Genomic DNA, 20,386 nt, shown 5'->3' with positions numbered 1-20,386 from the left:
CGGACAAGCCTGCTATAATCTTGGTCTTCCGACGGTGACCACCGTTGCTGCAGTACCTGGAGAGGTGGCAGAGTGGTCGAATGTACCTGACTCGAAATCAGGCGTAGGGTGTCCCCCTACCGTGGGTTCGAATCCCACCCTCTCCGCCAGGAAACATTTAAACCCAGCAAGTTCGCAAGAGCTTGCTGGGTTTTTCCTTTGTGGTTCAATGACTTAGCTTGCCTTGCAAGCTCGACTGTCGAGCTCCGATTCGAATCCCGAAACCGTCTTTTCCACTGATGCGCTCACTCTGCGGAGTATCCAAGCGACGCATTTTGGGGGCCTTCTTGGGGGCCTCATATCGGCATTGGTGGCCCGAAGCCCCGAAATAGGAATCCCGGCCATGATTCATGACCACGAAATGTGTACTTTACAATTGCGCCTTGTCTAGACTCCAAGGTGAATTGATGCTCACTAACAGCTTTGTCCGTTTTTTTGAGTCTGAACGCGCTGGCGGCGTGGTACTGATCTTTTGCACGGCCTTGTCGCTTGTCCTCGCCAATTCGGCCGTCGCGCCCACGTACTTGGGTCTTTGGCATGCTCGGATCGCCGGTATGGCGCTTGAGCAATGGATTAATGACGGCTTGATGGCCGTGTTCTTTCTGCTGGTTGGCTTGGAACTCGAGCGTGAACTGTACGTGGGTGAGCTCTCCAAAGTTCGGCAAGCGATGCTGCCCATCGTTGCGGCCCTTGGCGGCATGCTGGTGCCCGCTGCTTTCCATTTCGCCTTAAACCATGGTAGTCCGACGCAAGGTGGTGCTGGCATTCCGATGGCCACTGATATTGCTTTCGCCATGGGTGCGTTGGCCATGCTGGGTTCCCGGATTCCACCTGCACTCAAAGTGTTTCTTGCGGCGCTCGCTGTAATGGACGATCTTGGCGCCATCATCGTTATTGCCGTGTTCTACGCGCACGGGGTGCAAGCCATCTGGCTGTCTTTCGCCTTGGCTTTGTTCATGGTGCTGATTAGCTTGAACCGGCTGGGGCGTGTAATAGCCTTGTGGCCTTATCTCCTCGGCGGCGTGGCGATGTGGTATTGCATGTTGCAGTCCGGCGTGCACGCGACCATAGCCGGCGTGTTGTTGGCGTTTGCCATACCGTTCTCATCGCGCGCCGAAGACGAAGCCTCGCCCTCGCACCGCCTTGAGCATATTTTGCATAAGCCTGTGGCATTTTTTGTCTTGCCTATTTTCGCATTGGCCAATACAGGCATAACGCTGGCGGATGATTGGCAATCTGGCTTGTTGACGCCTAACAGCCTGGGCATTCTCGCCGGACTGGTTTTGGGCAAACCGATCGGAATCGCGCTGGCCAGCTTTCTGGCTGTTGCGGCTGGCTTTTGCGCTTTGCCGTCCGGCGTGAGCTGGCGCCATGTTCTTGGCGCCGGCATGCTCGGCGGGATTGGATTCACCATGTCGATCTTCATCGCCAATCTTGCGTTTGCCGCTGCGCCGGATGTGATCAATGCCTCGAAGTTGATGATTCTTGCGGCGTCATTGGCCGCAGGGATAATTGGCTGGCTCTGGTTGAACCGCATTCGCCCCCTTGTGGCCGATTCCTAGTCGATCATCAAACGGTATCCGACTGCGATTTCCGTTAGCAAATGGCGTGGTTGGGCGGGATCGTCCTCCAGTTTGTGGCGCAGATGAGCCATGTAAATGCGTAAGTAATGGCTGTGGTCCGACTGACCTGGTCCCCAGACGGCGCGTAGCAATTGGCTTGTCGTCATGACGCGACCCGCGTTTCCTACCAAGACCGACAGAAGGCGGTATTCGGTCGGCGTCAAATGCACGCGCTCGCTACTGCGGGTGACCAGGCGTGCGCGCGTGTCTATGCAGACTTTTCCGAAGCGCACGATCCCGCCGGCATCGGCAGCTGGCTGACGCTGTCGGCGCTGGCTTGCGCGTACCCGCGCCAACAATTCCGCGACCCCGAAGGGCTTGGTGAGGTAGTCGTCGGCTCCGGCGTCGAGCGCTCTCACTTTGTCCGTTTCTCCGGCGCGGGCCGATAACACGATGATGGGCACAGGCGACCAATTGCGCACCTCTTGGATCAAGTCCACGCCATCCATGTCCGGCAGGCCCAGATCGACAATCATGAGGTCGGGCTGGCGTGTGCCGGCGTCGATCAGGCCGCGTTTGCCGCCCTCGGATTCGTGCACCTGCCAGCCTTCCGCTTCAAGTGCAATGCGCACAAAGCGGCGGATCTGCGGTTCGTCTTCCACCAGCAAGGCGGTGGGCGCGCTATCAATCATGTTCTATTTCCTGAGTAGGGAGATCGGGCGCCGTGCCGGCCGGTAAGCAGATGACGAAGAGGGCGCCGCCCTCGGGGCGCGCTTGGGCATGGATCTGTCCATCATGGGCCTCAATGATGGCGCGGCAAATCGACAAGCCCAGTCCAACGCCCGGTTTGGCCGATTCGCGTTCGCCGCGCGTGAATTTTTCAAAGATGGCTTGTTCCTGTCCAGCTGGCAGGCCGGGGCCGTTATCCCATACGCGCAGTTCGATCCATTTGCCTCGGACGCCAGCGCCGATGCCGACCGTGGCGCCCGCTGGCGTGTATTTGGCGGCGTTCTCCAGCAAATTGCATAACACCCGCTCGATCAGGACGGCGTCGGCGTGCACCAGCGGCAGATCCGGTGGCATGTCGGTCACCACGTGGTGCTTGGCCAGCAGTGCCGCTTCTTGATGCAGGGCGCAGCCCACCAGTTCTTCCAGGGCCTGCCACTGCAGATTCAGTTTGATCTCGCCGCTTTGCAAACGCGCCATGTCGAGCAAATTGGCGACCATGGCCGCGAGCCGTTGCGCTTCCTGATGGACGGCGACAGCCGAGCGCTGCTGTTCTGCGTTGAGACTGTTTGGCGTGCGCGCCAGTGATTCAGCCAGACCGACGAGCGCCGTCAGCGGCGTGCGCAGGTCATGTGACAGGGCGGCCAGCAGTGAATTGCGGAGACGCTCGGATTCCATACTCACCAGGGCGCCTTGCGCGACCTCGACGTAGTGGACTCGTTCCAGCGCGATCGCGGCCAGGGTGGCGAAGGTGTCCAGCTGTTGCCGTTGTTCCGGGATCAGCAGCCAGCGCTGGGCGCCGGGCGCCACCGCTAGCACGCCACGGGTGCGCATCGGGGCGACCAGAGGCAGGTAGAACAAGGGGCTGGCAGGCAGAGTGTCAGTGCCGAAGCCTGCTGCTTCGGCGCGATCAAAGGCCCATTGTGCGATGCCTGCGTCTGGTGCGGGCAGTGTGCCGGGCGGCGGCGGCTGCAAGCGCCCCGCGTCGTCGGGTAGCAGCAAGACGGCTTGGGCGCCGAAAGCCTGACCGATGAAGCGCTGGGTGATTTCGAACACCTGCTCGGATTGCAGTACACCGGACAATTCGCGCGCAAATTCGTATAGGGCACGCCAGCGGGCTTCGCGGCTGGCGGCAACCTGGGCCTGAAAGCGCAGGCCCGCCGTCAGATGTCCGGTGATAAGGCCGACGATCAGCATGACGCCGAAGGTCACCAGGTATTGCAGGTCGGAGATCGCGAACGTAAAGCGCGGCGGCACGAAGAAAAAGTCGAAGCAGGCGACACTGACGCAGGTGGCGAGCACGGACGGTCCCCGCCCCAAACGTACAGCGACCAGCACCACGACCAGCAGGAACAGCATGGCGATATTGGCCAGGTCCAGCACCGCCAGCATGGGCGTCGCGACCAAAGCCGTGCCCAAGGCAGCCAAGGCGGCGATCAGATAGGCGCTCCAGCGCGCTGGCGGTGCGCCTTCATCCTCGGCCGGCTCGGGCGGCACCGGCCTGGCCAGGCTGGCGCCGACTTCGATCAGGTCCAGTTCTGGCGCGATGCGTGCCAGGCGCCGGTTCAATCCCTCGCTGCGCCAGCGCTGACGGCTCCGTCCCAATGTGATCTTTGACAGGTTGTGGCCACGCGCATAGCGGACGGCAGCGGCGGCGACATCGGCGCCGCTCAAGACGGCCGTCTTTGCGCCCAAGGATTCGGCCAGCTTCAGCTGCTGCAGGAGGGCCTCTCGGCGGCCGCGCGGAAGTTGAGCCAAACGCGGCGTCTCCACGTAAATGGCATGCCAGTCCATGCCCAGTTGCCCGGCCAAGCGGGCAGCACTGCGTACGACGTGCTCGCCTTCGGGTCCGGGGCCGATGCAGGCGAGCAAGGCGGCGCCAGTTTTCCAGATCGTGTCGATCGACTGCTCGACGCGGTAGGCGCGCACGTCGTCTTCGATGCGGTCGGCCGTGCGGCGCAAAGCCAGTTCGCGCAGCGCGATCAAATTGCCCTTGCGGAAGAAATTCTGCGCGGCCCTTTCGGCCTGTGGCGCCTGGTAGACGCGCCCGCTCTTCAAGCGTGCCAGCAGCTCGTCGGCGGGAAGGTCGACGACGATGACTTCTTCGGCCGCGTCGAAAATGCTGTCGGGTACGGTTTCGGCGACGCGAACACCGGTGATGCCGCCGACGACATCGTTCAGGCTCTCCAGGTGCTGAACGTTGACCGTCGTGAATACGTCAATGCCGGCGTTGAGTAACTCTTCGACGTCTTGCCAGCGTTTAGGATGGCGCGAACCCGCCACGTTACTGTGCGCGAGCTCATCGACCAAGACCAGGCGCGGACGGCGTTCCAGAACAGCATCGAGATCGAATTCCTTCAAGACCTTGTCGCGGTAAGGAATCTCGCGTAAGGGCAGAATCGGCAGGCCATCGAGCAAGGCGGCGGTCTCGGTGCGGCCATGGGTTTCGATGACGCCGACCAGCACATCCGTGCCATCTGCCTTGAGCTTGCGGGCGGCGCTGAGCATTGCATAAGTCTTGCCCACCCCGGCCGATGCGCCGAAATAGATGCGCAAGGCGCCGCGTGCAGCACGCTGTTCGGCGGCCTGGACTTGCGCGAGCAAGGCATCCGGATCGGGGCGGGTCGGGTCAGCCATGGCTTAGGGCTTGAGGGCGTCGAGGGCGAGGTTCAATTCGAGCACATTCACGTGCGGCTCGCCAAAGACCCCGGCCACGCGTGTGCTGCGCTGCTGCTCGATCAGGGCCAGCACATCCGCTTCACGCAGGCCGCGCGCGCGTGCGACCCGGCCCGCCTGGTAGCGGGCGCCGGCGACACTGATGTCGGGATCGAGACCGCTGGCCGAGGCTGTCACAAGGTCGACCGGCACTGTTGCGCGATTGTCCGAATCGGCTTCGTGCAGCGCAGCCAAGCGGGCGCGGACAGCGTCCAATTGGGCCGGATTGAGGGGCCCGAGGTTGGAACCGCCCGAGCCCGCCCCATTGTTCGGCATTGGTGTGGTCGCCGACGGGCGGCCCCAGATATAGCGCGGCGAGGTGAAAGCCTGGCCGATCAGGCGCGATCCAATGGGCTGGCCATTGCGTTGGATCAGGCTGCCACCGGCTTGGTCCGGGAAGGCCGCATGCGCGATGCCGGTCACGGCCAGCGGATAGGCGAGGCCAACCAGCATGCTCAAGGTTGCGAACAGCGTCAGGGCGGGACGGAGGAGGGTGGGCATGGTGTTTCCTTTCAGACGAGCCCCAGGGTGGACAGGGCCAGGTCGATCAATTTGATGCCAGCGAAAGGCAGCAGCAGACCGCCGACGCCATAGATCCAGATATTCCGGCGCAGCAGGGCGGCGGCGCCGATCGCGCGATAGCGCACGCCTTTCAGGGCCAGCGGAATCAAGACCACGATGATCAAGGCATTGAAGATCACCGCCGACAGGATTGCCGAGGACGGGCTAGCCAGGTGCATGACATCCAGCGCGCGCAGGCTGGGGTAGGTGGCGACAAAGGCGGCGGGGATGATGGCGAAATATTTGGCGACATCGTTGGCGATGGAGAAGGTCGTCAATGCGCCGCGCGTCATCAGCATTTGCTTGCCGATTTCGACCACTTCAAGCAGCTTCGTCGGATTCGAGTCGAGGTCGACCATGTTCCCCGCTTCTTTCGCCGCCTGGGTGCCGGAATTCATGGCGACGGCCACATCCGCTTGAGCCAGCGCCGGCGCGTCGTTGGTGCCGTCGCCCGTCATCGCCACCAAGCGTCCCTCGGCCTGATAGCCGCGGATCAGCTTCAGCTTGTCTTCTGGCGTGGCTTCGGCGAGGAAGTCATCGACGCCCGCTTCGGCCGCAATGGCCGCTGCCGTCAGCTTGTTGTCACCGGTGATCATGACGGTCTTGATGCCCATGCGGCGCAATTCGGCGAAACGCTCCTTGATGCCGCCTTTGACGATATCCTTGAGCTCCACCACGCCGAGGATGCGGCCATTGTCCGACACGATGAGTGGCGTCGAACCGCGCCGGGCCACGTCGTCCGCCGCCCGGCCCACTTCATCCGGCCAGGCTTGGCCCATTTGTTCGGCGTGGCGGCGCATCGCGTCGATGGCGCCTTTGCGTACGCGCCGCTGGCCCAGATCGATGCCGCTCATGCGGGTATGGGCAGAGAACGGAACGAACACATGGTCGATGCCGGCCAGCTCGCGTTCCCGGATATTGAAGCGCTGCTTGGCCAGCACGGCGATTGAACGGCCTTCGGGCGTGTCGTCCGCCAGCGAAGCCAGCTGCGCCGCGTCAGCCAATTCTTGTTCGCTGACGCCGGGGGCCGGCAGGAAGGCGGCCGCCTGGCGATTGCCAAGCGTGATCGTGCCCGTCTTGTCGAGCAAGAGCACATCAACGTCACCTGCCGCTTCCACCGCGCGGCCGGACGTCGCGATGACATTCGCTTGCATCATGCGGCTCATGCCGGCGACGCCAATGGCTGACAACAGGCCGCCGATGGTGGTCGGAATCAGGCAGACCAGCAGGGCAATCAAGGCCGTGACCGTGATCGGCTTGCCCGCCTGGCTCACTTCCACCGCATATTGCGAGAAGGGCAGCAGCGTCAGGGTGACGATCAGGAAGACGATGCTCAGCGCAACGAGCAAGATGCTCAATGCAATTTCGTTGGGCGTTTTTTGGCGTTTGGCGCCTTCCACCATGGCGATCATGCGGTCGAGGAAGGTCTCGCCCGGGTTGACGGTCACGCGGACAACCAGCCAGTCCGACAGCACGCGCGTGCCGCCGGTGACGGAGGAAAAGTCGCCGCCGGATTCGCGGATCACGGGCGCCGATTCGCCGGTAATCGCGCTCTCGTCGACAGAGGCGACGCCTTCGACCACTTCACCGTCGATGGGGATGATGTCGCCGGCCACGACCAGGAAATGCATGCCGACACGCAGCTCGTTGCCGGTCGTGGGCAGCCAGGTGGTGCCGTGTTTCGGCTCGTGCAGTTTCTTGACCAGTGCTGCCTTCTTCAAGCCGCGCAGCGATGCGGCCTGGGCTTTGCTGCGGCCCTCCGCCAGGGCTTCGGCAAAGTTGGCGAACAGGACCGTGAACCAGAGCCAGAGCGCGACCGTCAAGATGAAGCCGAAGGGCGCTTCGCCATGGCCGTTGGCCGCCTGAATGGCGAGCAGGGTACTGATGATGCTGCCGACATAGACGACAAACATCACTGGGCTGCGCAGCTGGACTGCTGGGTGCAGTTTGTTGAAAGATTCGCCGATTGCCGGACCGATCAGGGCCGGATCGAACAGGCGCAAACCTTGGGAAGATGAGGACATGACAGGCTCCATTAGCGGGCGAACAGCTGCAGGTGCTCGACGATCGGGCCGAGCGCGAGCGCAGGAACGTAGTTGAGGACGCCGACCAGCACGACCACGCCGACCAGCAGGCCAATGAAGATGCCGCCGTGGGTCGGCATGGTGCCGCTGGTGGTGACAAGACGCGGTTTGGCGGCCAGCGATCCGGCCACGGCCAGGATGGGCACGATCATCGCGAAGCGGCCGAACCACATCGCCAGGGCCAGCAGGACGTTGTAGAACGGGGTGTTGACCGACAAGCCGGCGAAGGCGCTCCCGTTGTTGTTGGCGGCCGAACTCAAGGCGTACAGGATTTCGCTGAATCCGTGTGCGCCCGGATTGGCCACGCCCGCCTTGCCCGCATCGCAGAGGACGGCGATTGCCGTTCCGGTCAGGACCAGGATGGGCGTGACGAGGATGGCGATCGAGCTCATCTTCATTTCGTAAGCCTGGATCTTCTTGCCGAGGTATTCAGGCGTGCGGCCGATCATCAGGCCGGCGATGAATACGGCGAGGATGGCGAAAATCAGCATGCCGTACAGGCCCGAGCCCACCCCGCCAAAGATCACTTCGCCAAATTGAATCAGGACCAGAGGAACAGCGCCGCCGAGGGGCAGGAAGCTATCGTGCATGGCGTTGACGGCGCCGCAAGATGCTGCCGTCGTGATGGCGGCGAACAGGGCCGAGGCATGGATGCCGAATCGGGCTTCCTTGCCTTCCATATTGCCGCCCGATTGCCATGCCCCGGGTGCTTGATCGATGCCCAGCGCGCTCAGGGCGGGATGGGCCTGCTGTTCGGCGATCATCACGACGCTGGTCATGAGGACGAAGATCAGGGTCATCGCGCCCAGCACGGCCCAGCCTTGGCGCTGGTCGCCGACCAGGCGGCCGAAGCAAAAACACAGTGCCGCCGGGATCGAAAAGATGGCCAGCATCTGGACGAAATTGCTTAGCGCCGTCGGATTCTCAAACGGGTGGGCCGAGTTGGCATTGAAGAAGCCACCGCCATTGGTGCCGATCATTTTGATCGCTTCTTGCGAGGCGACCGGCCCCATGGCCAAAGCCTGGGTGCGTGCGGTTAGCGTTTCCGTGACGGGCTGTCCTTGCGCATCCTTGAGCGGCTTGCCATCGGAGCCAAGCTTGGGCTGGGTGTACGTGACCGGGTCGATCAGCTGGACGTCTTTGTAGGGCGAGAAATTCTGGATCACGCCTTGGCTCACAAAGAACACGGCCAATACCAAGGACAAAGGCGTCAACACATACAGCGTGATGCGCGTGAGATCGGTCCAGAAGTTGCCGATGTGTTGGGCCGAGCGCGATGCCAGGCCGCGAATCAGCGCGAAGGCCACGGCAATGCCGGTCGCTGCTGAGAAGAAGTTCTGGCCGGTCAATGCGAGCATTTGGCTCAAGTAGCTCATGGCTTGTTCGCCGGCGTAGCCTTGCCAGTTCGTATTGCTGACGAAGGAAATCGCCGTGTTAAAGGCCGAGTCGGGGCTGATGGCGGGCATGCCCTGCGGATTCAAAGGCAGCAGGTGCTGCAGGCGTTGAATGGCGTAGACGAAAACGGCGCCAATCGCGTTGAAGACCAGCAGGGCGAGCGCATACGTCTTCCAGCCCATGCCTTGCTCGGCCTGTACACCGGCGAGGCGGTAGAGCAGGCGTTCGACGGGTGCCAGCCAGCGCAGACCCGGGATGGCGCCGCCTTCGGCCACCCGCGTCAGAAGGATGCTGAGCGGCCAGGCCAGAAGCAGCAGCACAGCCAGGAAAGCGGTCAGCAGTGAAAGTGCCTCGGTCGACATCACAGCTCCTCCGCGTAGATCAGGGCATACAAGAGGTAGAGCAGTAAGCCGCTTGCCGCGATGCCGCTGGCGAGATAGATGAGGTTCATTGTTTGCCTCCTAATTTGGCGCAGGCCGCTGCCATGGCCCAGGTCAGCGCGAGGCAGGCGCCGATGGCGGCGAGGTAGATCAGATCCATGTGGTTCTCCGATGGGGCGATACCTTCAGGCTAATGAGTCCCGGTGATAAAAGCCGTAAACAGTGATGCCTTGCGTGTAAACGCGGCGTAAACGCGGGCTCAGAAAGTCTTGGTTAGATTCAGGACGAGACGGCCGTCGCCCAGGAATTTGCCTCCAGCCACCGAGGTATAGGCGGCCCGGGACGCGTTGGTGTCTATCCAGGCGAGGCTTAGCGTGGGGCCGCTGAGATCCTTGGTGACGCCCACTTTCCAGTCGGCGTAGCTGGCGGCGCCGTTATGCGCGACACGTTGATGGCCCGCGTGCAGGTTGAGGCTCCAGCCCGATCCGAGTTCGGGATTGGCGGATAGGTCAAGATAAGAGCTGCCGCGGCTGTCGGCGAAACCGAACAGGTTGGTGACGGCTTGCGAATACTTGAGGGCGACCGTGCCATAGCCGAGCTGGCCGTAGACTTCGGTCGTATTTGCATTTGCCGAACCTGCTACCTTGGCCAAGCCATTTCCAGCATAAACATAGCTGAGCGCACCGACGTCGTAGGTGAGACCCGCGCTCAGGTTGCCGCGCTTGCCGCCGTATAGGTCGAGTTCTGAATTGCCGCCGCCGCCGGCATCTTTGGTCCAGCGAATGGTCGATGACCACGCTCCGGCGTAAAGACCATTCGCTTTGTTCGTGAAGTCAGCGCCGCCTTGAATTGCCGGTTTCAGACGCGATTGGGAAATGCCGCGATAGCGGTATTCACTCACCAGGCTGAGGTTGAGACTCAATTCGGTTTCGTTTGCGTTGGGTTCGGGCTCGGCGACAAAGGCTGCGAGCAGGGCGGCTGAGAGCAGGAATGACATACTGGATTTCCATTGCAGTGTGAGGACAATGGCGCCAGCTTAGGGAAACACGCATAAAGAAGGCGTAAAGATCGCGGTCAGGCGTGTAAACGGGCTGCAAGTACCTGCGACCGTCGGGTAATGGTAGGATTGGGGAGCAGGTCGAAAACGCGGAAGTTGGCGGAATTTCTTGTTGTGAATGTCTGGGAAGAAGCAGATCAAGCCTATGATGTTGGGGGCCTTTTTGGGGGCCTCCTAACGACGGAAAGGCTGATTTACTAGGGGATGGGACTCCCACCCTCTCCGCCAAAATACAAAACCCAGCAAGATCGAAAGAGCTTGCTGGGTTTTTCGTTTCTGGAACGCGCGCGTTGTTCGAAGGAGTTGCGATCTGACCGTGCCCGCTTTGTCTACCTTCACTGTCAGATCGAATTCGAGTTCAGGCGTTCCCCAAGGTTCTTACCCTTGAAGCATTCGCTTAATTTTTGTGGCCTTTTCAAAATGGTCCAGTTTGTGTTCGCGGATCCACCATTCAGCGGCTTCCATCAGTAATTCGGGGTTGTCATTCTTGTTGCTGAAAAACGCGTAAAAAGATAGGCCGACATCAGCTCCCTTCTTCGCGATTTTTTGGTCACAAACCGCAATGAATTTTTTTCTTAATTCATCTCTCATTTCATACTGTCCGCGTTGAATAAATATACAAGCTTGCCAATAAAGTAATTTCATTTCAGTCTTCGACCTGCGTCGCGGAGGGCCGTCCCTAAACTGGCGTCCCACGGTCATCATTGCTAATGAACTTACTTTCTACATGCTAAAGCACGCTAGCTTAATTGCACTCCTTTCATTCGTTCTTCCCGTCTGGGCGGACCCAATTCCGACAACGAAGCAGGAATGCACCCGTCGCTGCTTGAGTGTCGATCCTGCCAATCCGAAAAAGGCAAAGTCGGACGAACGCTTGAAGAATATCCGCGATCGCCTGAGCAAAGAGTCTGACCCGGACAAACTGAAGCTCATTCAAAAAGAAGAGCAGGATGAGCTTGAAATGCACAAAGAGGAACATGAAAAGATGTGCAAATTCATGTGCCGCAATAATCCCAACGAATAGCGCGGGCGGCTTTGGCGATCAGGCCGCTGCCGGTAGCGGGGCGGCGCCAAGCAACTCGGCATTGGCCGCGCCAATTGCAAAGCCTTGCACTGCCACACTCGTCTCCGCCCCTTCTGCGGCCAGCGCCAATTGATCGAGCGTGGCCAGCGATTCCACCCGTTTTACAATCAATCTGGCCGCATTGCTGCGGCAAGCCAAGATCAGATCCCGCAGCGCCAGCGGGTCGCTCACGATACTGGCGTCCAGCTTGATGGCGGCGGGCCGGATGCGCTCCACCGCGTCGGCGGCACCGGCGATCGACGCTGCCTGCACGGCCAGACGGAAGCCATTTCGCCGATAGTTATCCGCCACGTAATTGAGCAGCCAGGCCTGCGTGGGGCTGGTGGCCGGCAATGCCAGGACGATGCGATGTATCGGCAATTCCAGCGCCTGCAAAATGCGCAGGAATGCGTAACCGTGATTGCTGTCCACGGCCGCCAGCAAGCGGTCATGCACGCGCAGATAGAGCTCGCCCGATTGCTCATCGGCCTGGCGGAAGAAATTGATGGCATGGAGGGTCCGGCACAGGCGGTCGAGGTGAATCGATTCCTCTTCGCTGGCGGCGCCGTCCAATAATTTGAACGGCGACAGACCGGCCGCGCCGTCTGGCCCGCTGCGCACGAGGGCGTCAAATCCCAGCAGCTTACCGCCATCGAAACTGCGGATCGGCTGAAATGCGCTCGTGAGTGTCGCCTTGAAAAAGCGGCCCTGCGTGACGCCATCAGGTGCGCGCCAGAGGCTGGAGTTCGTGCCTGCCGCATTAGCCAGTCTTTCCAGATAGGCCTGCAAAATGGGGTGCTTCATAACCTCGCCCAATGAATAAATCCCCCGCAGATTAAGCCGCCGCTGGCCGGCGATAGAACGAATTTTCTGGCATAAGCAAGCGCAAAAAGATTCGTTTCGTGCCCGCGCTTTGGCTGGCACGATAAGCCCCGGTAGCAAATCCGAGGGGCATATGTGTCAATTGCTGGGAATGAATAGCCTGAAACCGGCGGCGCTGAACTTCAGCTTCAGCGGCTTTTGTGAGCGCGGCGGGCGCACCGGCCATCACGCCGATGGCTGGGGTATCGCGTTTCATACGGCCGAAGGCTGCCGCTTATTTGTCGAGGAGCGGGCCGCGGCCGCATCACCGATCGCCGCGGCCTTGCGCGAGGCGCCGATCCGCGCGCGGAACATCGTGGCACATGTCCGCAAAGCGACGCAGGGTGCAGTCGCCCGCGAAAACTGTCATCCCTTCGTGCGTCGTCTTTGGGGCCGGTCCTGGTCGTTTGCGCACAATGGCGATCTGAAGGGATTTGTGCCGGTGATGCGCGGCCCATTTGCGCCATTCGGCAATACCGATAGCGAGCGCGCCTTCTGCTATCTGTTGAACCACTTGCACGCGCGCTGGGGAGTGCAGCCGCCCGATGTGCAAGCCTTGCATGCCGCTCTGTCGGAACAGGTGGCGGTAATCGCGCGCCACGGCTCTTTCAATTTCCTGCTGTCCGATGGCCTGGTCATGTTCGCCCATGCGACTACGCGACTGTATTGCGTGGAGCGCGCCTATCCATTTCAAAGTGCATGTTCGCGCGATACGGGCTCGGTCGTCATGCTCGGCCATGTCAATCACCTGGACGACCGCATGTCGGTGATCGCCACCGAGGCCCTGACCGACGACGAATCCTGGCTGCCATTGCCATCCGCCGAGCTGCTGCTGTTTCATGGCGGGCGCCTGCGCGATCCCTCGACCTTCAGGCAGCCCGCCTCACTTCTTATCAGCTCATAAAATTTCCATGAAAACGACAACCATCAATGTACGCAATCAGTTCCGTGGCCGGGTCAAAGAGATCATTCTCGGTCCGGTCGTCTCCGAAGTCGATATCGAAACGCCCAGCGGCATCGTCACATCGGTGATCACTACCCGGTCGGTGGAGGATCTGGGGCTGCAAGTCGGCAATGAAGTCATTGCCCTGATTAAGTCGACCGACGTGGCCATCGCCAAGCTCGACGACTAAACACGCTTCGACATAGGGAATGACCGATGTATCGCTTTCTACCGCTAATTCTGATCGGCCTGTTTCTGCATTTGCCTGCACAGGCTGCTGATAAGGTCCTGCTCAACGCCTCGTATGACGTCACGCGCGAGCTTTTCAAAGACATCAATCCCGCCTTTTCCGCGAGCTGGAAGGCCAGTACCGGTGACACTGTCACGGTCAATCAGTCCCATGGCGGATCGAGCAAACAGGCGCGCTCGGTGGCCGATGGGTTGGATGCCTCGGTCGTGACCATGAATCAGGCGCCCGATATCGATATTCTGGTCGAGCGCGGGCTCGTCACGCAGGATTGGCGCCAGCGCTTTCCGCACCATGCCTCGCCGTTTTATTCGACCATGGTTTTCCTCGTCCGCAAGGGCAATCCGAAGCAGCTGGCAAATTGGAGTGATCTGGCGCGGCCCGGTATCAAGGTGATCGTCCCGCACCCCAAGACTTCGGGCAACGGCCGCTATACCTTCCTGGCGGCCTGGGGCGCAACGATCAGAGCCGGCGGCGGTGATGCGCAGGCCCGCGAGACGGTCACGAAGATATTCAAGAACGTGCCCGTGCTCGATGCCGGCGGGCGCGGCGCCACGACCACTTTTACGCAGCGCGGCATAGGCGATGTGCTGGTCACCTTCGAAAACGAAGTGCAGCTGGTGCGACGTGAATTCGGCGATAACTTTGACGTCGTTTATCCGCCGATCTCCATCCTGGCTGAATCGCCGGTCGCTGTTGTCGACAAAGTGGTGGACCGGCTGGACCTGCGCAAACCCGCAGTCGGCTATTTGAATTTCCTGTATTCGGAGGCGGGGCAGGAGATCATCGCGAAGCATTTCTTACGGCCGCGCAGTGAATCAGTCGCGCGAAAGTACGCCGCCAATTTTCCTGCAATTCGGCTGTTCACCGTCGAGGAAGTATTTGGATCATGGAAGCTGGCGCAAAGCCGCTTCTTCGATGACGGCGGCGAGTTCGACCGCATCTACCAATCGAAATAGCGCCTGCGCCTTAAAGCAGGGCGCTGGTCGCCGCTGCCTCGGCCAGAATCCAGTTGCGCACTTCAGCCAGGGCGGGATTGTCCGCGCCGCTGCGCTGGATCAGCCAGTAGCCGTGGTCGGTGGCGGCGGGCGGGCGCCGGGTGGCGACCACCAGCTGGCCGTCGGCCAGCAACGGGGCGACCAGGGCCAGGCGGCCCAGGGCCACGCCTTGGCCGGCGAGAGCGGCTTGCACCACCTGGTCGTACTGGTTGAACAGCAGGCGGCCGCCGTGCGCCGCGCTTGGCTTGTAGCCGGTGCCGCGCAGCCAGGATTGCCATTGCATCCAGGGGCGCGAGGTGTCGTCGTAGTCGATCAGCACCTGGCGCCGCCATTGTTCAGGCTCCTCGATGGCCTCGATGCCCAGCGAGGGATGGGCCACGGGAATTAGCAGCTCGCTGAACATGCGGATCGCGCCTTCCGGTGCGCTGGCGTCGGGGCTGTAGCGCAGCGCCAAATCCATGCCGTCGCGTTCCAGATTGATGACGCGGTTGGTGGCGGCCACGCGCACGTCGATATCGGGCGCGCGCCGTTGGAAGGCGCCGAGCTTCGGCAACAGCCACAGGGATGTGATGCCGATGCTGGCTGTGATCGTGATGCAGGGCCGGGTGGCGGCCGGGCGCAGTGAGGCGATCACGCTGCCCAGCTGCTCGAACATCGGGTCGATCGAGCGGAACAGATTGCGCCCCTCGGGCGTGAATTCCAGGCTACGGTAGGCGCGCACGAACAGGCGGCATTCAAGGACCGATTCCAGCGCCTGAATCTGACGGCTGACGGCCGATTGCACGATGCACAGGTCCTGTGCGCCCAGCGTGATGCTCATGCGCCGGCCCACTGCCACGAAGGTGCGCAGCAGGTCCAGCGGTGGCAAGTCAACAAGCCTGTTCGTCATCTGAGTTTTCCTCTCGCAGAAGGAGGGTAGTGCGGTTCGCATGCCAAATGGGCATGTCAAGCCGGCATTCTAATCGTTTGAGGCGAATCCCGGGCGCGCGTTAAATACGGTCAGATGAACGACGCCGACGAGACTCTCATGCCCTTGAATCCGCCTGAACCTGTGATCAGCACGCTGGAATACCTGTGCAGCGGCAACCCCAAGCCCGTCACGTATATGCTCGCGCCGCCGGGCGGCCATACCTGGCCGACGGCTGACTACGCGGCCATGCCGGTCGCCATTCTGGATGGGCGCGCCCGCGCGCCTTCGCTGTCCGTCGATACGGAGGGTTTCGAACTGCGCAGCTGGCCCAGCAAAATGCGCGACTTCAATGATCGTGAGGCCATCGAGCGCCTCTACTATCCGGAAATGGAAGCGCTGGCGCTCGCCGTCAGCGGCGCCAGGCGTGCGATCGTGTTCGACCATCTGGTGCGGCGGCGCGCGCCCGGCCATCTGTCACCGTTTGGTGCGCGCCCCGGCGAGCGGCCCAGCGCGGCGACACGCGTCCATTGCGACTTTACGCCCGCCTCGGCGCTGCGCCGTCTGCGGCTGGAGACGGAGGCGCACGGCCTGGGCGAAGTGGGCCGCTATGCCATCCTCAACCTGTGGCGCTCGACCGGGCGGCCCGTGCGCGATGCGCCGCTGGCCGTGTGCGACGCGCGCTCGGTGCGGCCCGATGAGCTGGTCGCGGCCGATATCGTGTATCCCACCCGCACCGGCGAAATCTTCGAGCTGCTGCACAATCCAAACCACGTCTGGACTTATTTCAGCGAGATGCAGTTCGAGGAAGTGCTGGTGTTTAAACAATTCGATTCCGATGCCACGCGGGCCAGTTTTACGCCGCATGCCGCCTTTGCACATCCGGCCACGCCGCCCGGCACGCCGCCGCGCGAGAGCATCGAAATCCGCTGTCTGCTGATTTTTGATTGAGACGAGGTGATGATGACGATTCAATTCTGGTTCGACTTTGGCAGCAACTACAGCTACCTGAGCATGCTGCGCATCGCGCCGCTGGCCGCTGCCGCTGGCGTGCAGGTTCAGCTCAAGCCGTTCATGCTCGGCCCCATCTTCAAATCCTTTGGCTGGGACAGTTCGCCCTTTGTGCTGCAGCCCCTGAAGGGGCGCTATGTGTGGAACGACATGCGGCGCCAGTGCGCCAAGTTCGGCCTGCGCTGGCAGCAGCCGTCGCAGTTTCCGCGCAATGGGCTGCTGGCCGCGCGCATTGCCTTGCAGGCTGAGGCGGCGCCGTGGCTGCCGGCCTTCTATGAGCGGGTCATGCTGGCCAATTTTGCCGACGACCTCGACATCAGCGACGAAGCGGTGATCGGTGCGATTCTGGCAGACCTGGGCGTCGACAGCGCACGCACGATTGCTGAGGCCAAGTCGGACAGCGCCAAGGCCAGCCTGCGCGCGCGCACCGAGGAGGCGGCGGCGCTCGGCATCTTCGGCGCGCCGATGTTCCTGGTGGGTGAGGAAATGTTCTGGGGGAACGACCGGCTCGAGGACGCGCTCGCGTATGCGCAGCAGGTATCCGCGCCAGCCGCGCTTGGATGATAATGGCTGGCGACGTGTGAGGATTCCATGAAAACAGGCTTTATCGGACTGGGCCATATGGGGTGGCCGATGGCGCGCAATCTGGCGCGCGCGGGCACGGACTTGATTGTGTGGAACCGCAGCCGGGATAGCATCGACGCTTTGCTGGCGGACGCGCCAGGCGTCGCCGTGGCTGACTCGGTGGCCGAGGTGTTCGCGCAGGCGCCGGTGGTGATCCTGATGCTCGCCAACAGCGCCGCCATCGACGCCGTGCTGGAGCGGGGCAGCGCGCGCTTCGCGTCCCTGGTCCGTGGGCGTACGCTCATCCATATGGGTACGACCTCGCCGGAATTTTCGCTCGGTCTGCAGCGCGATCTCGTGGCCGCGGGCGCGCGGTATGTCGAGGCGCCGGTGTCGGGCTCGCGCGTGCCGGCCGAGCTGGGCCAGCTGGTCGGCATGCTGGCCGGCGACCCGGCCGACGTGGAAGCGGCCTCGGCCTTGCTGGCGCCGATGTGCAGCCAGGTGTTTCGCTGTGGCGCTGTGCCGCAGGCGCTGCGGACCAAGCTGGCCGTCAATCTGTATCTGGTCACGCTGGTCGCCAGCCTGGCCGAGGCGGCCCACCTGGCCGAGCGCAGCGGTGTGGACCTGCAGGTGTTCCGCGCCATTCTCGATGCGGGCCCGATGGCCAGCCGGGTTTCTTCCGGCAAGCTGGAAAAGATGATCACGCAGGACTTCTCGGTGCAGGCGGCGCTGGCCGATGTGTTGATGAATGTGCGCCTGATTCACGACGCGGCCCGCGCGGCCGCTTCCGCTTCGCCGCTACTCGACCAGTGTCTGGCCCTGTATAGTCGTGCCGATCAGATGGGCCTGGGTGGGCAGGATATGGCGGCGGTCATCCGCGCGCTCGACCCGGCGCCTCCCGGGCAAGACCAAGTATGAAGGAGCCAGCCATGCCACCCCACGTTTTCATCACCGGCGCCAGCAAGGGCATCGGTGCATCCATCGCGCGCCTGGCCGCGCAGCGCGGCTATGCGGTCGCCATCGGCTACCACCACGATCATGCGGGGTCGCTGGAAGTCCTGCGCAGCATCGAAGCCGAAGGTGGCACAGCCTGCGTCGTGCAGGGTGATGTGGGCGACATGGCGCAGGCCGAGCGCATGCTGGCCGAGGCGCAGGCGGCGCTCGGTCCGCTGCAGGTGCTGGTCAATAATGCCGCGATCACCGGGCCGATTGGCAAGTTCGTGCAGGCCGATCCGAATGTCATCGAGCAGGTGTTCCGCACCAATGTCCTTGGCACCATGCACTGTTGCCGGGCGGCGGTGCGGGCCTTTCAGAGCGCGGGGCGCGGCGGTGTGATCGTCAATGTGTCGTCGACTGCGGCCACCACCGGCAGTCCCGGTGAATACGTGCATTATGCGGCCAGCAAGGCCGCGGTCGACAGCTTCACGCTGGGCCTGGCGCGCGAGCTGGCGGCGGAGGGGATTCGCGTCTGCGCCGTTGCGCCGGGCTCAACGCTGACCGGCATCCACGCGCGGGCGGGCGAGCCGGACCGTCCGCTGCGCATCGCGCCGCTGGTGCCGATGAAGCGTCTGGCCGAGCCGGATGAAATCGCCGAGGCGGTGCTGTGGATGATGTCCGACGCGGCCTCCTATGTCACCGGAGCGGTGCTGCGTTGCAGTGGCGGTCTCTGAGGTCTTAGCGGTCAAGCGCTGGCCTCTAATGCGCTGAACGACAGGCTCACCGCCAGCCGTTCACGGTCGGCCGTGTTGTCGGCGCGGCGCGCGTAGGCACGCCGCTGGGTCGGCAGCAGGATGCCGCCAACGGCCTCAAGTGCCGAGGTGTACTGGGCAACGGGCTGTGCGCCGATCAGCTCGGCCTCGTAGTCGTGACGGCGCAGCAGGCCATCGGGGCCAAAGTAGAAGGTCTGTTCGCGGCTGTGCGTCGCCAACTCCGCCGGGTAGAGCACGCGCAGGCGGCGCCATTCTTCGCCGTCTTCCACCCAGGGGGCGACTTCTTCGCTGCGCACGCCGGGCAGGGTCAGCGAAAACGGCAGGCTCAGATAATTCCACAGGGCGTAGCCGGCGAAGTAGGCGAGATGCAGGGCGTCCCAGGGCGTGTCGAACCGGTGCCCGTCGAAATGGCGGCGGGGCGCTGCGCGGCTGCTGAGCATGCTGCCGTCGGCCGCGCTGATCCAGACCAGGTCGGGCCGGAAGTGCACCACCTGCCCCTGCGGGCCAGCGGGGGCGTAGCGGGTGGCCTGGGCGCGGGTGTCCACCCAGACGCGCACATTGTCCAGCGCGCCGCTGTGTCCCTTCAGCGCCCAAAGCCCGCCGCCAATCGCGGCATGGGCATGGATGTGGCCGAGCCTGGTCCAGGCAGCCAGACCGCCGTGCGCGTCGAGGGCGGTCGCGAGCAGGTCATTCATGCCGTGTTCCTTTCAACTGTGGCAGACCACGCACAGCTTGTTGCCGTCCGGGTCGCGGAAGTAGGCGCCCCAGTAATTGGCGTGGTATTCGGGCCGCAGGCCGGGCGCGCCTTCGTCCGTGCCGCCATGGGCGAGGGCGATCTGGTAGCAGCGGTTGACCGTCTCGCGGTCGGGGGCGAGCAGGGCGGTCATCGGCCCGTTGCCCGGGTGCGCGGCCTGGCCGTCCCAGGGCGTGCGGATGATGAAGAAGGGGCGCTGGCCGTCGCGCCCGGACCAGGCCGCCCAGGGCACGCTGGCGTCCGTGATCCGCAGCTTGTGCTGCAGCGCGGCCATCAAAGGGGTGTAGAAGTGCAGCGCGCGCTCGAAATCGCGAATACCGAGAACAATGTGGGAAATCATCATGCGTAGGGTGTTCCGTCTTTGTGGAAGAACTGCCAGGCGCCATCGACGAGGACGGCCTTGAGGTCGTCGTCCGGGTAGCTGGCTTCGTCACCGGCGCTGCGGTCGCCGACCTCGAGATAGACGACCTCGGCCTCCGTATCATTGACCAGCCGGTGCGCATTGCCAGTGCCGGCCTTGAAACCGGCGCACATCCCGGGTGCCAGTCTGTGCCTGCCGCCATCGGTTTCCAGCGCCGGCTGCCCCTGCAGGATATAGACGAATTCATCCTGGCGCGAGTGGGCATGGCGCATGGCCGAGCAGGCGCCCGGGGCCAGCACGGTCAGGTTGACGCCAAAGTTACTCAGCCCGAAGACATTGCCAAGGCGGCGTTTGGCCCGCCCGCGCATGCGCGCGGCAAAAGGCTCCGGGTACACCGAGCCCAGCACGGGTTCGATATCGAGCGCGGCAATGGGGCGCGTGTCTGTCAT

22 protein-coding genes and 1 tRNA gene are annotated in these 20,386 nt (G+C 62.7%); 10 read left to right on the top strand and 13 right to left on the bottom strand.

The genetic code is table 11. The features are described from left to right. Positions 1-58 precede the first annotated feature (58 nt). Both LZ005_RS08420 and nhaA read left to right on the top strand, forming a co-directional pair. Positions 59-149: transfer RNA gene (locus tag LZ005_RS08420), tRNA-Ser, on the top strand. Between the two features lie 297 nt (positions 150-446). Further along, a complete protein-coding gene (nhaA, locus tag LZ005_RS08415; protein ID WP_237806612.1) occupies positions 447-1,601 on the top strand; it encodes a Na+/H+ antiporter NhaA in 1,155 nt (384 codons plus the stop codon). Here nhaA and kdpE read toward each other — a convergent pair. The 8 genes from kdpE to LZ005_RS08375 form a co-directional block, all read right to left on the bottom strand. Then, positions 1,598-2,293, bottom strand: coding sequence for a two-component system response regulator KdpE (gene kdpE / locus LZ005_RS08410; protein ID WP_237806610.1), 696 nt, complete (start codon positions 2,291-2,293; stop codon positions 1,598-1,600). The two genes, nhaA and kdpE, sit on opposite strands and share 4 nt — an antisense overlap. Next, positions 2,286-4,964, bottom strand: coding sequence for a two-component system sensor histidine kinase KdpD (gene kdpD / locus LZ005_RS08405; RefSeq protein ID WP_237806608.1), 2,679 nt, complete (start codon positions 4,962-4,964; stop codon positions 2,286-2,288). The genes kdpE and kdpD overlap by 8 nt, the downstream gene beginning before the upstream one ends. A gap of 3 nt (positions 4,965-4,967) precedes the next feature. Then, a complete protein-coding gene (kdpC, locus tag LZ005_RS08400) occupies positions 4,968-5,543 on the bottom strand; it encodes a potassium-transporting ATPase subunit KdpC (RefSeq protein ID WP_237806606.1) in 576 nt (191 codons plus the stop codon). 11 nt (positions 5,544-5,554) lie between these two features. Beyond that, a complete protein-coding gene (kdpB, locus tag LZ005_RS08395) occupies positions 5,555-7,627 on the bottom strand; it encodes a potassium-transporting ATPase subunit KdpB (RefSeq protein WP_237806604.1) in 2,073 nt (690 codons plus the stop codon). Between the two features lie 11 nt (positions 7,628-7,638). After that, positions 7,639-9,444 (bottom strand): potassium-transporting ATPase subunit KdpA, encoded by a 1,806-nt coding sequence (kdpA, locus tag LZ005_RS08390; protein WP_237806602.1) that lies wholly within the window; start codon positions 9,442-9,444, stop codon positions 7,639-7,641. Next, positions 9,444-9,533 (bottom strand): potassium-transporting ATPase subunit F, encoded by a 90-nt coding sequence (locus tag LZ005_RS08385; RefSeq protein ID WP_237806600.1) that lies wholly within the window; start codon positions 9,531-9,533, stop codon positions 9,444-9,446. Before LZ005_RS08385 ends, kdpA begins: the two co-directional genes overlap by 1 nt. A 188-nt stretch (positions 9,534-9,721) precedes the next feature. Beyond that, positions 9,722-10,459, bottom strand: a complete 738-nt coding sequence (locus LZ005_RS08380; RefSeq protein ID WP_237806599.1) for a TorF family putative porin — start codon at positions 10,457-10,459, stop codon at positions 9,722-9,724. Positions 10,460-10,897: 438 nt separating this feature from the next. Continuing rightward, positions 10,898-11,164, bottom strand: a complete 267-nt coding sequence (locus LZ005_RS08375; protein WP_237806597.1) for a DUF6500 family protein — start codon at positions 11,162-11,164, stop codon at positions 10,898-10,900. 82 nt (positions 11,165-11,246) lie between these two features. Between LZ005_RS08375 and LZ005_RS08370 the strand changes: the two genes are divergently transcribed. Beyond that, positions 11,247-11,543 (top strand): hypothetical protein, encoded by a 297-nt coding sequence (locus LZ005_RS08370; protein WP_237806595.1) that lies wholly within the window; start codon positions 11,247-11,249, stop codon positions 11,541-11,543. 18 nt (positions 11,544-11,561) lie between these two features. Here LZ005_RS08370 and LZ005_RS08365 read toward each other — a convergent pair whose 3' ends face one another. Next, positions 11,562-12,386: an EAL domain-containing protein gene (locus LZ005_RS08365; protein ID WP_237806593.1), complete on the bottom strand. Its 825-nt coding sequence runs from the start codon at positions 12,384-12,386 to the stop codon at positions 11,562-11,564. Positions 12,387-12,537: 151 nt separating this feature from the next. Between LZ005_RS08365 and LZ005_RS08360 the strand changes: the two genes are divergently transcribed. The 3 genes from LZ005_RS08360 to LZ005_RS08350 are packed head-to-tail and all read left to right on the top strand — an operon-like array spanning position 12,538 to position 14,592. Further along, positions 12,538-13,347, top strand: coding sequence for a class II glutamine amidotransferase (locus LZ005_RS08360; protein WP_269106587.1), 810 nt, complete (start codon positions 12,538-12,540; stop codon positions 13,345-13,347). 7 nt (positions 13,348-13,354) lie between these two features. Further along, the gene (locus LZ005_RS08355; RefSeq protein WP_237806589.1) at positions 13,355-13,576 is read left to right on the top strand and encodes a molybdopterin-binding protein; all 222 of its coding nucleotides are present in this window, start codon (positions 13,355-13,357) and stop codon (positions 13,574-13,576) included. Between the two features lie 26 nt (positions 13,577-13,602). Next, positions 13,603-14,592: a sulfate ABC transporter substrate-binding protein gene (locus LZ005_RS08350; protein WP_237806587.1), complete on the top strand. Its 990-nt coding sequence runs from the start codon at positions 13,603-13,605 to the stop codon at positions 14,590-14,592. 10 nt (positions 14,593-14,602) lie between these two features. On the opposite strand, the gene LZ005_RS08345 is transcribed toward LZ005_RS08350, so the two are convergent. Further along, complete coding sequence (locus LZ005_RS08345) at positions 14,603-15,520, bottom strand: LysR substrate-binding domain-containing protein (RefSeq protein WP_237806585.1); 918 nt, start codon at positions 15,518-15,520, stop codon at positions 14,603-14,605. A 138-nt stretch (positions 15,521-15,658) separates the two neighbouring features. On the opposite strand from LZ005_RS08345, the gene LZ005_RS08340 reads away from it, so the two are divergent. The 4 genes from LZ005_RS08340 to LZ005_RS08325 are packed head-to-tail and all read left to right on the top strand — an operon-like array spanning position 15,659 to position 18,783. Beyond that, entirely contained in the window at positions 15,659-16,489 is an 831-nt protein-coding gene (locus LZ005_RS08340; RefSeq protein ID WP_237806583.1) for a CmcJ/NvfI family oxidoreductase, read from the top strand. 9 nt (positions 16,490-16,498) lie between these two features. Then, a complete protein-coding gene (locus tag LZ005_RS08335; protein ID WP_307727784.1) occupies positions 16,499-17,113 on the top strand; it encodes a 2-hydroxychromene-2-carboxylate isomerase in 615 nt (204 codons plus the stop codon). 27 nt (positions 17,114-17,140) lie between these two features. Then, positions 17,141-18,031 carry an NAD(P)-dependent oxidoreductase gene (locus LZ005_RS08330; RefSeq protein WP_237806581.1) on the top strand — a complete coding sequence of 297 codons (891 nt, stop codon included), beginning with the start codon at positions 17,141-17,143 and terminating at the stop codon, positions 18,029-18,031. Between the two features lie 11 nt (positions 18,032-18,042). Further along, a complete protein-coding gene (locus LZ005_RS08325) occupies positions 18,043-18,783 on the top strand; it encodes an SDR family oxidoreductase (protein WP_237806579.1) in 741 nt (246 codons plus the stop codon). An 11-nt stretch (positions 18,784-18,794) separates the two neighbouring features. On the opposite strand, the gene LZ005_RS08320 is transcribed toward LZ005_RS08325, so the two are convergent. From LZ005_RS08320 to LZ005_RS08310, 3 genes are read right to left on the bottom strand one after another with little or no spacing between them, the layout of a single operon-like run. Beyond that, positions 18,795-19,517, bottom strand: a complete 723-nt coding sequence (locus LZ005_RS08320; protein ID WP_237806577.1) for a hypothetical protein — start codon at positions 19,515-19,517, stop codon at positions 18,795-18,797. A 12-nt stretch (positions 19,518-19,529) separates the two neighbouring features. Further along, the gene (locus LZ005_RS08315) at positions 19,530-19,919 is read right to left on the bottom strand and encodes a VOC family protein (RefSeq protein ID WP_373889312.1); all 390 of its coding nucleotides are present in this window, start codon (positions 19,917-19,919) and stop codon (positions 19,530-19,532) included. Beyond that, complete coding sequence (locus LZ005_RS08310) at positions 19,916-20,386, bottom strand: cupin domain-containing protein (RefSeq protein WP_237806575.1); 471 nt, start codon at positions 20,384-20,386, stop codon at positions 19,916-19,918. The genes LZ005_RS08315 and LZ005_RS08310 overlap by 4 nt, the downstream gene beginning before the upstream one ends.

It is taken from the genome of Massilia sp. TS11 (assembly GCF_022012445.1).
Taxonomy (GTDB): Bacteria; Pseudomonadota; Gammaproteobacteria; order Burkholderiales; family Burkholderiaceae_D; genus Telluria.
The sequence above is the reverse complement of the archived record's forward strand: the minus strand, read 5'-3'. Positions and strand labels throughout refer to the sequence as shown.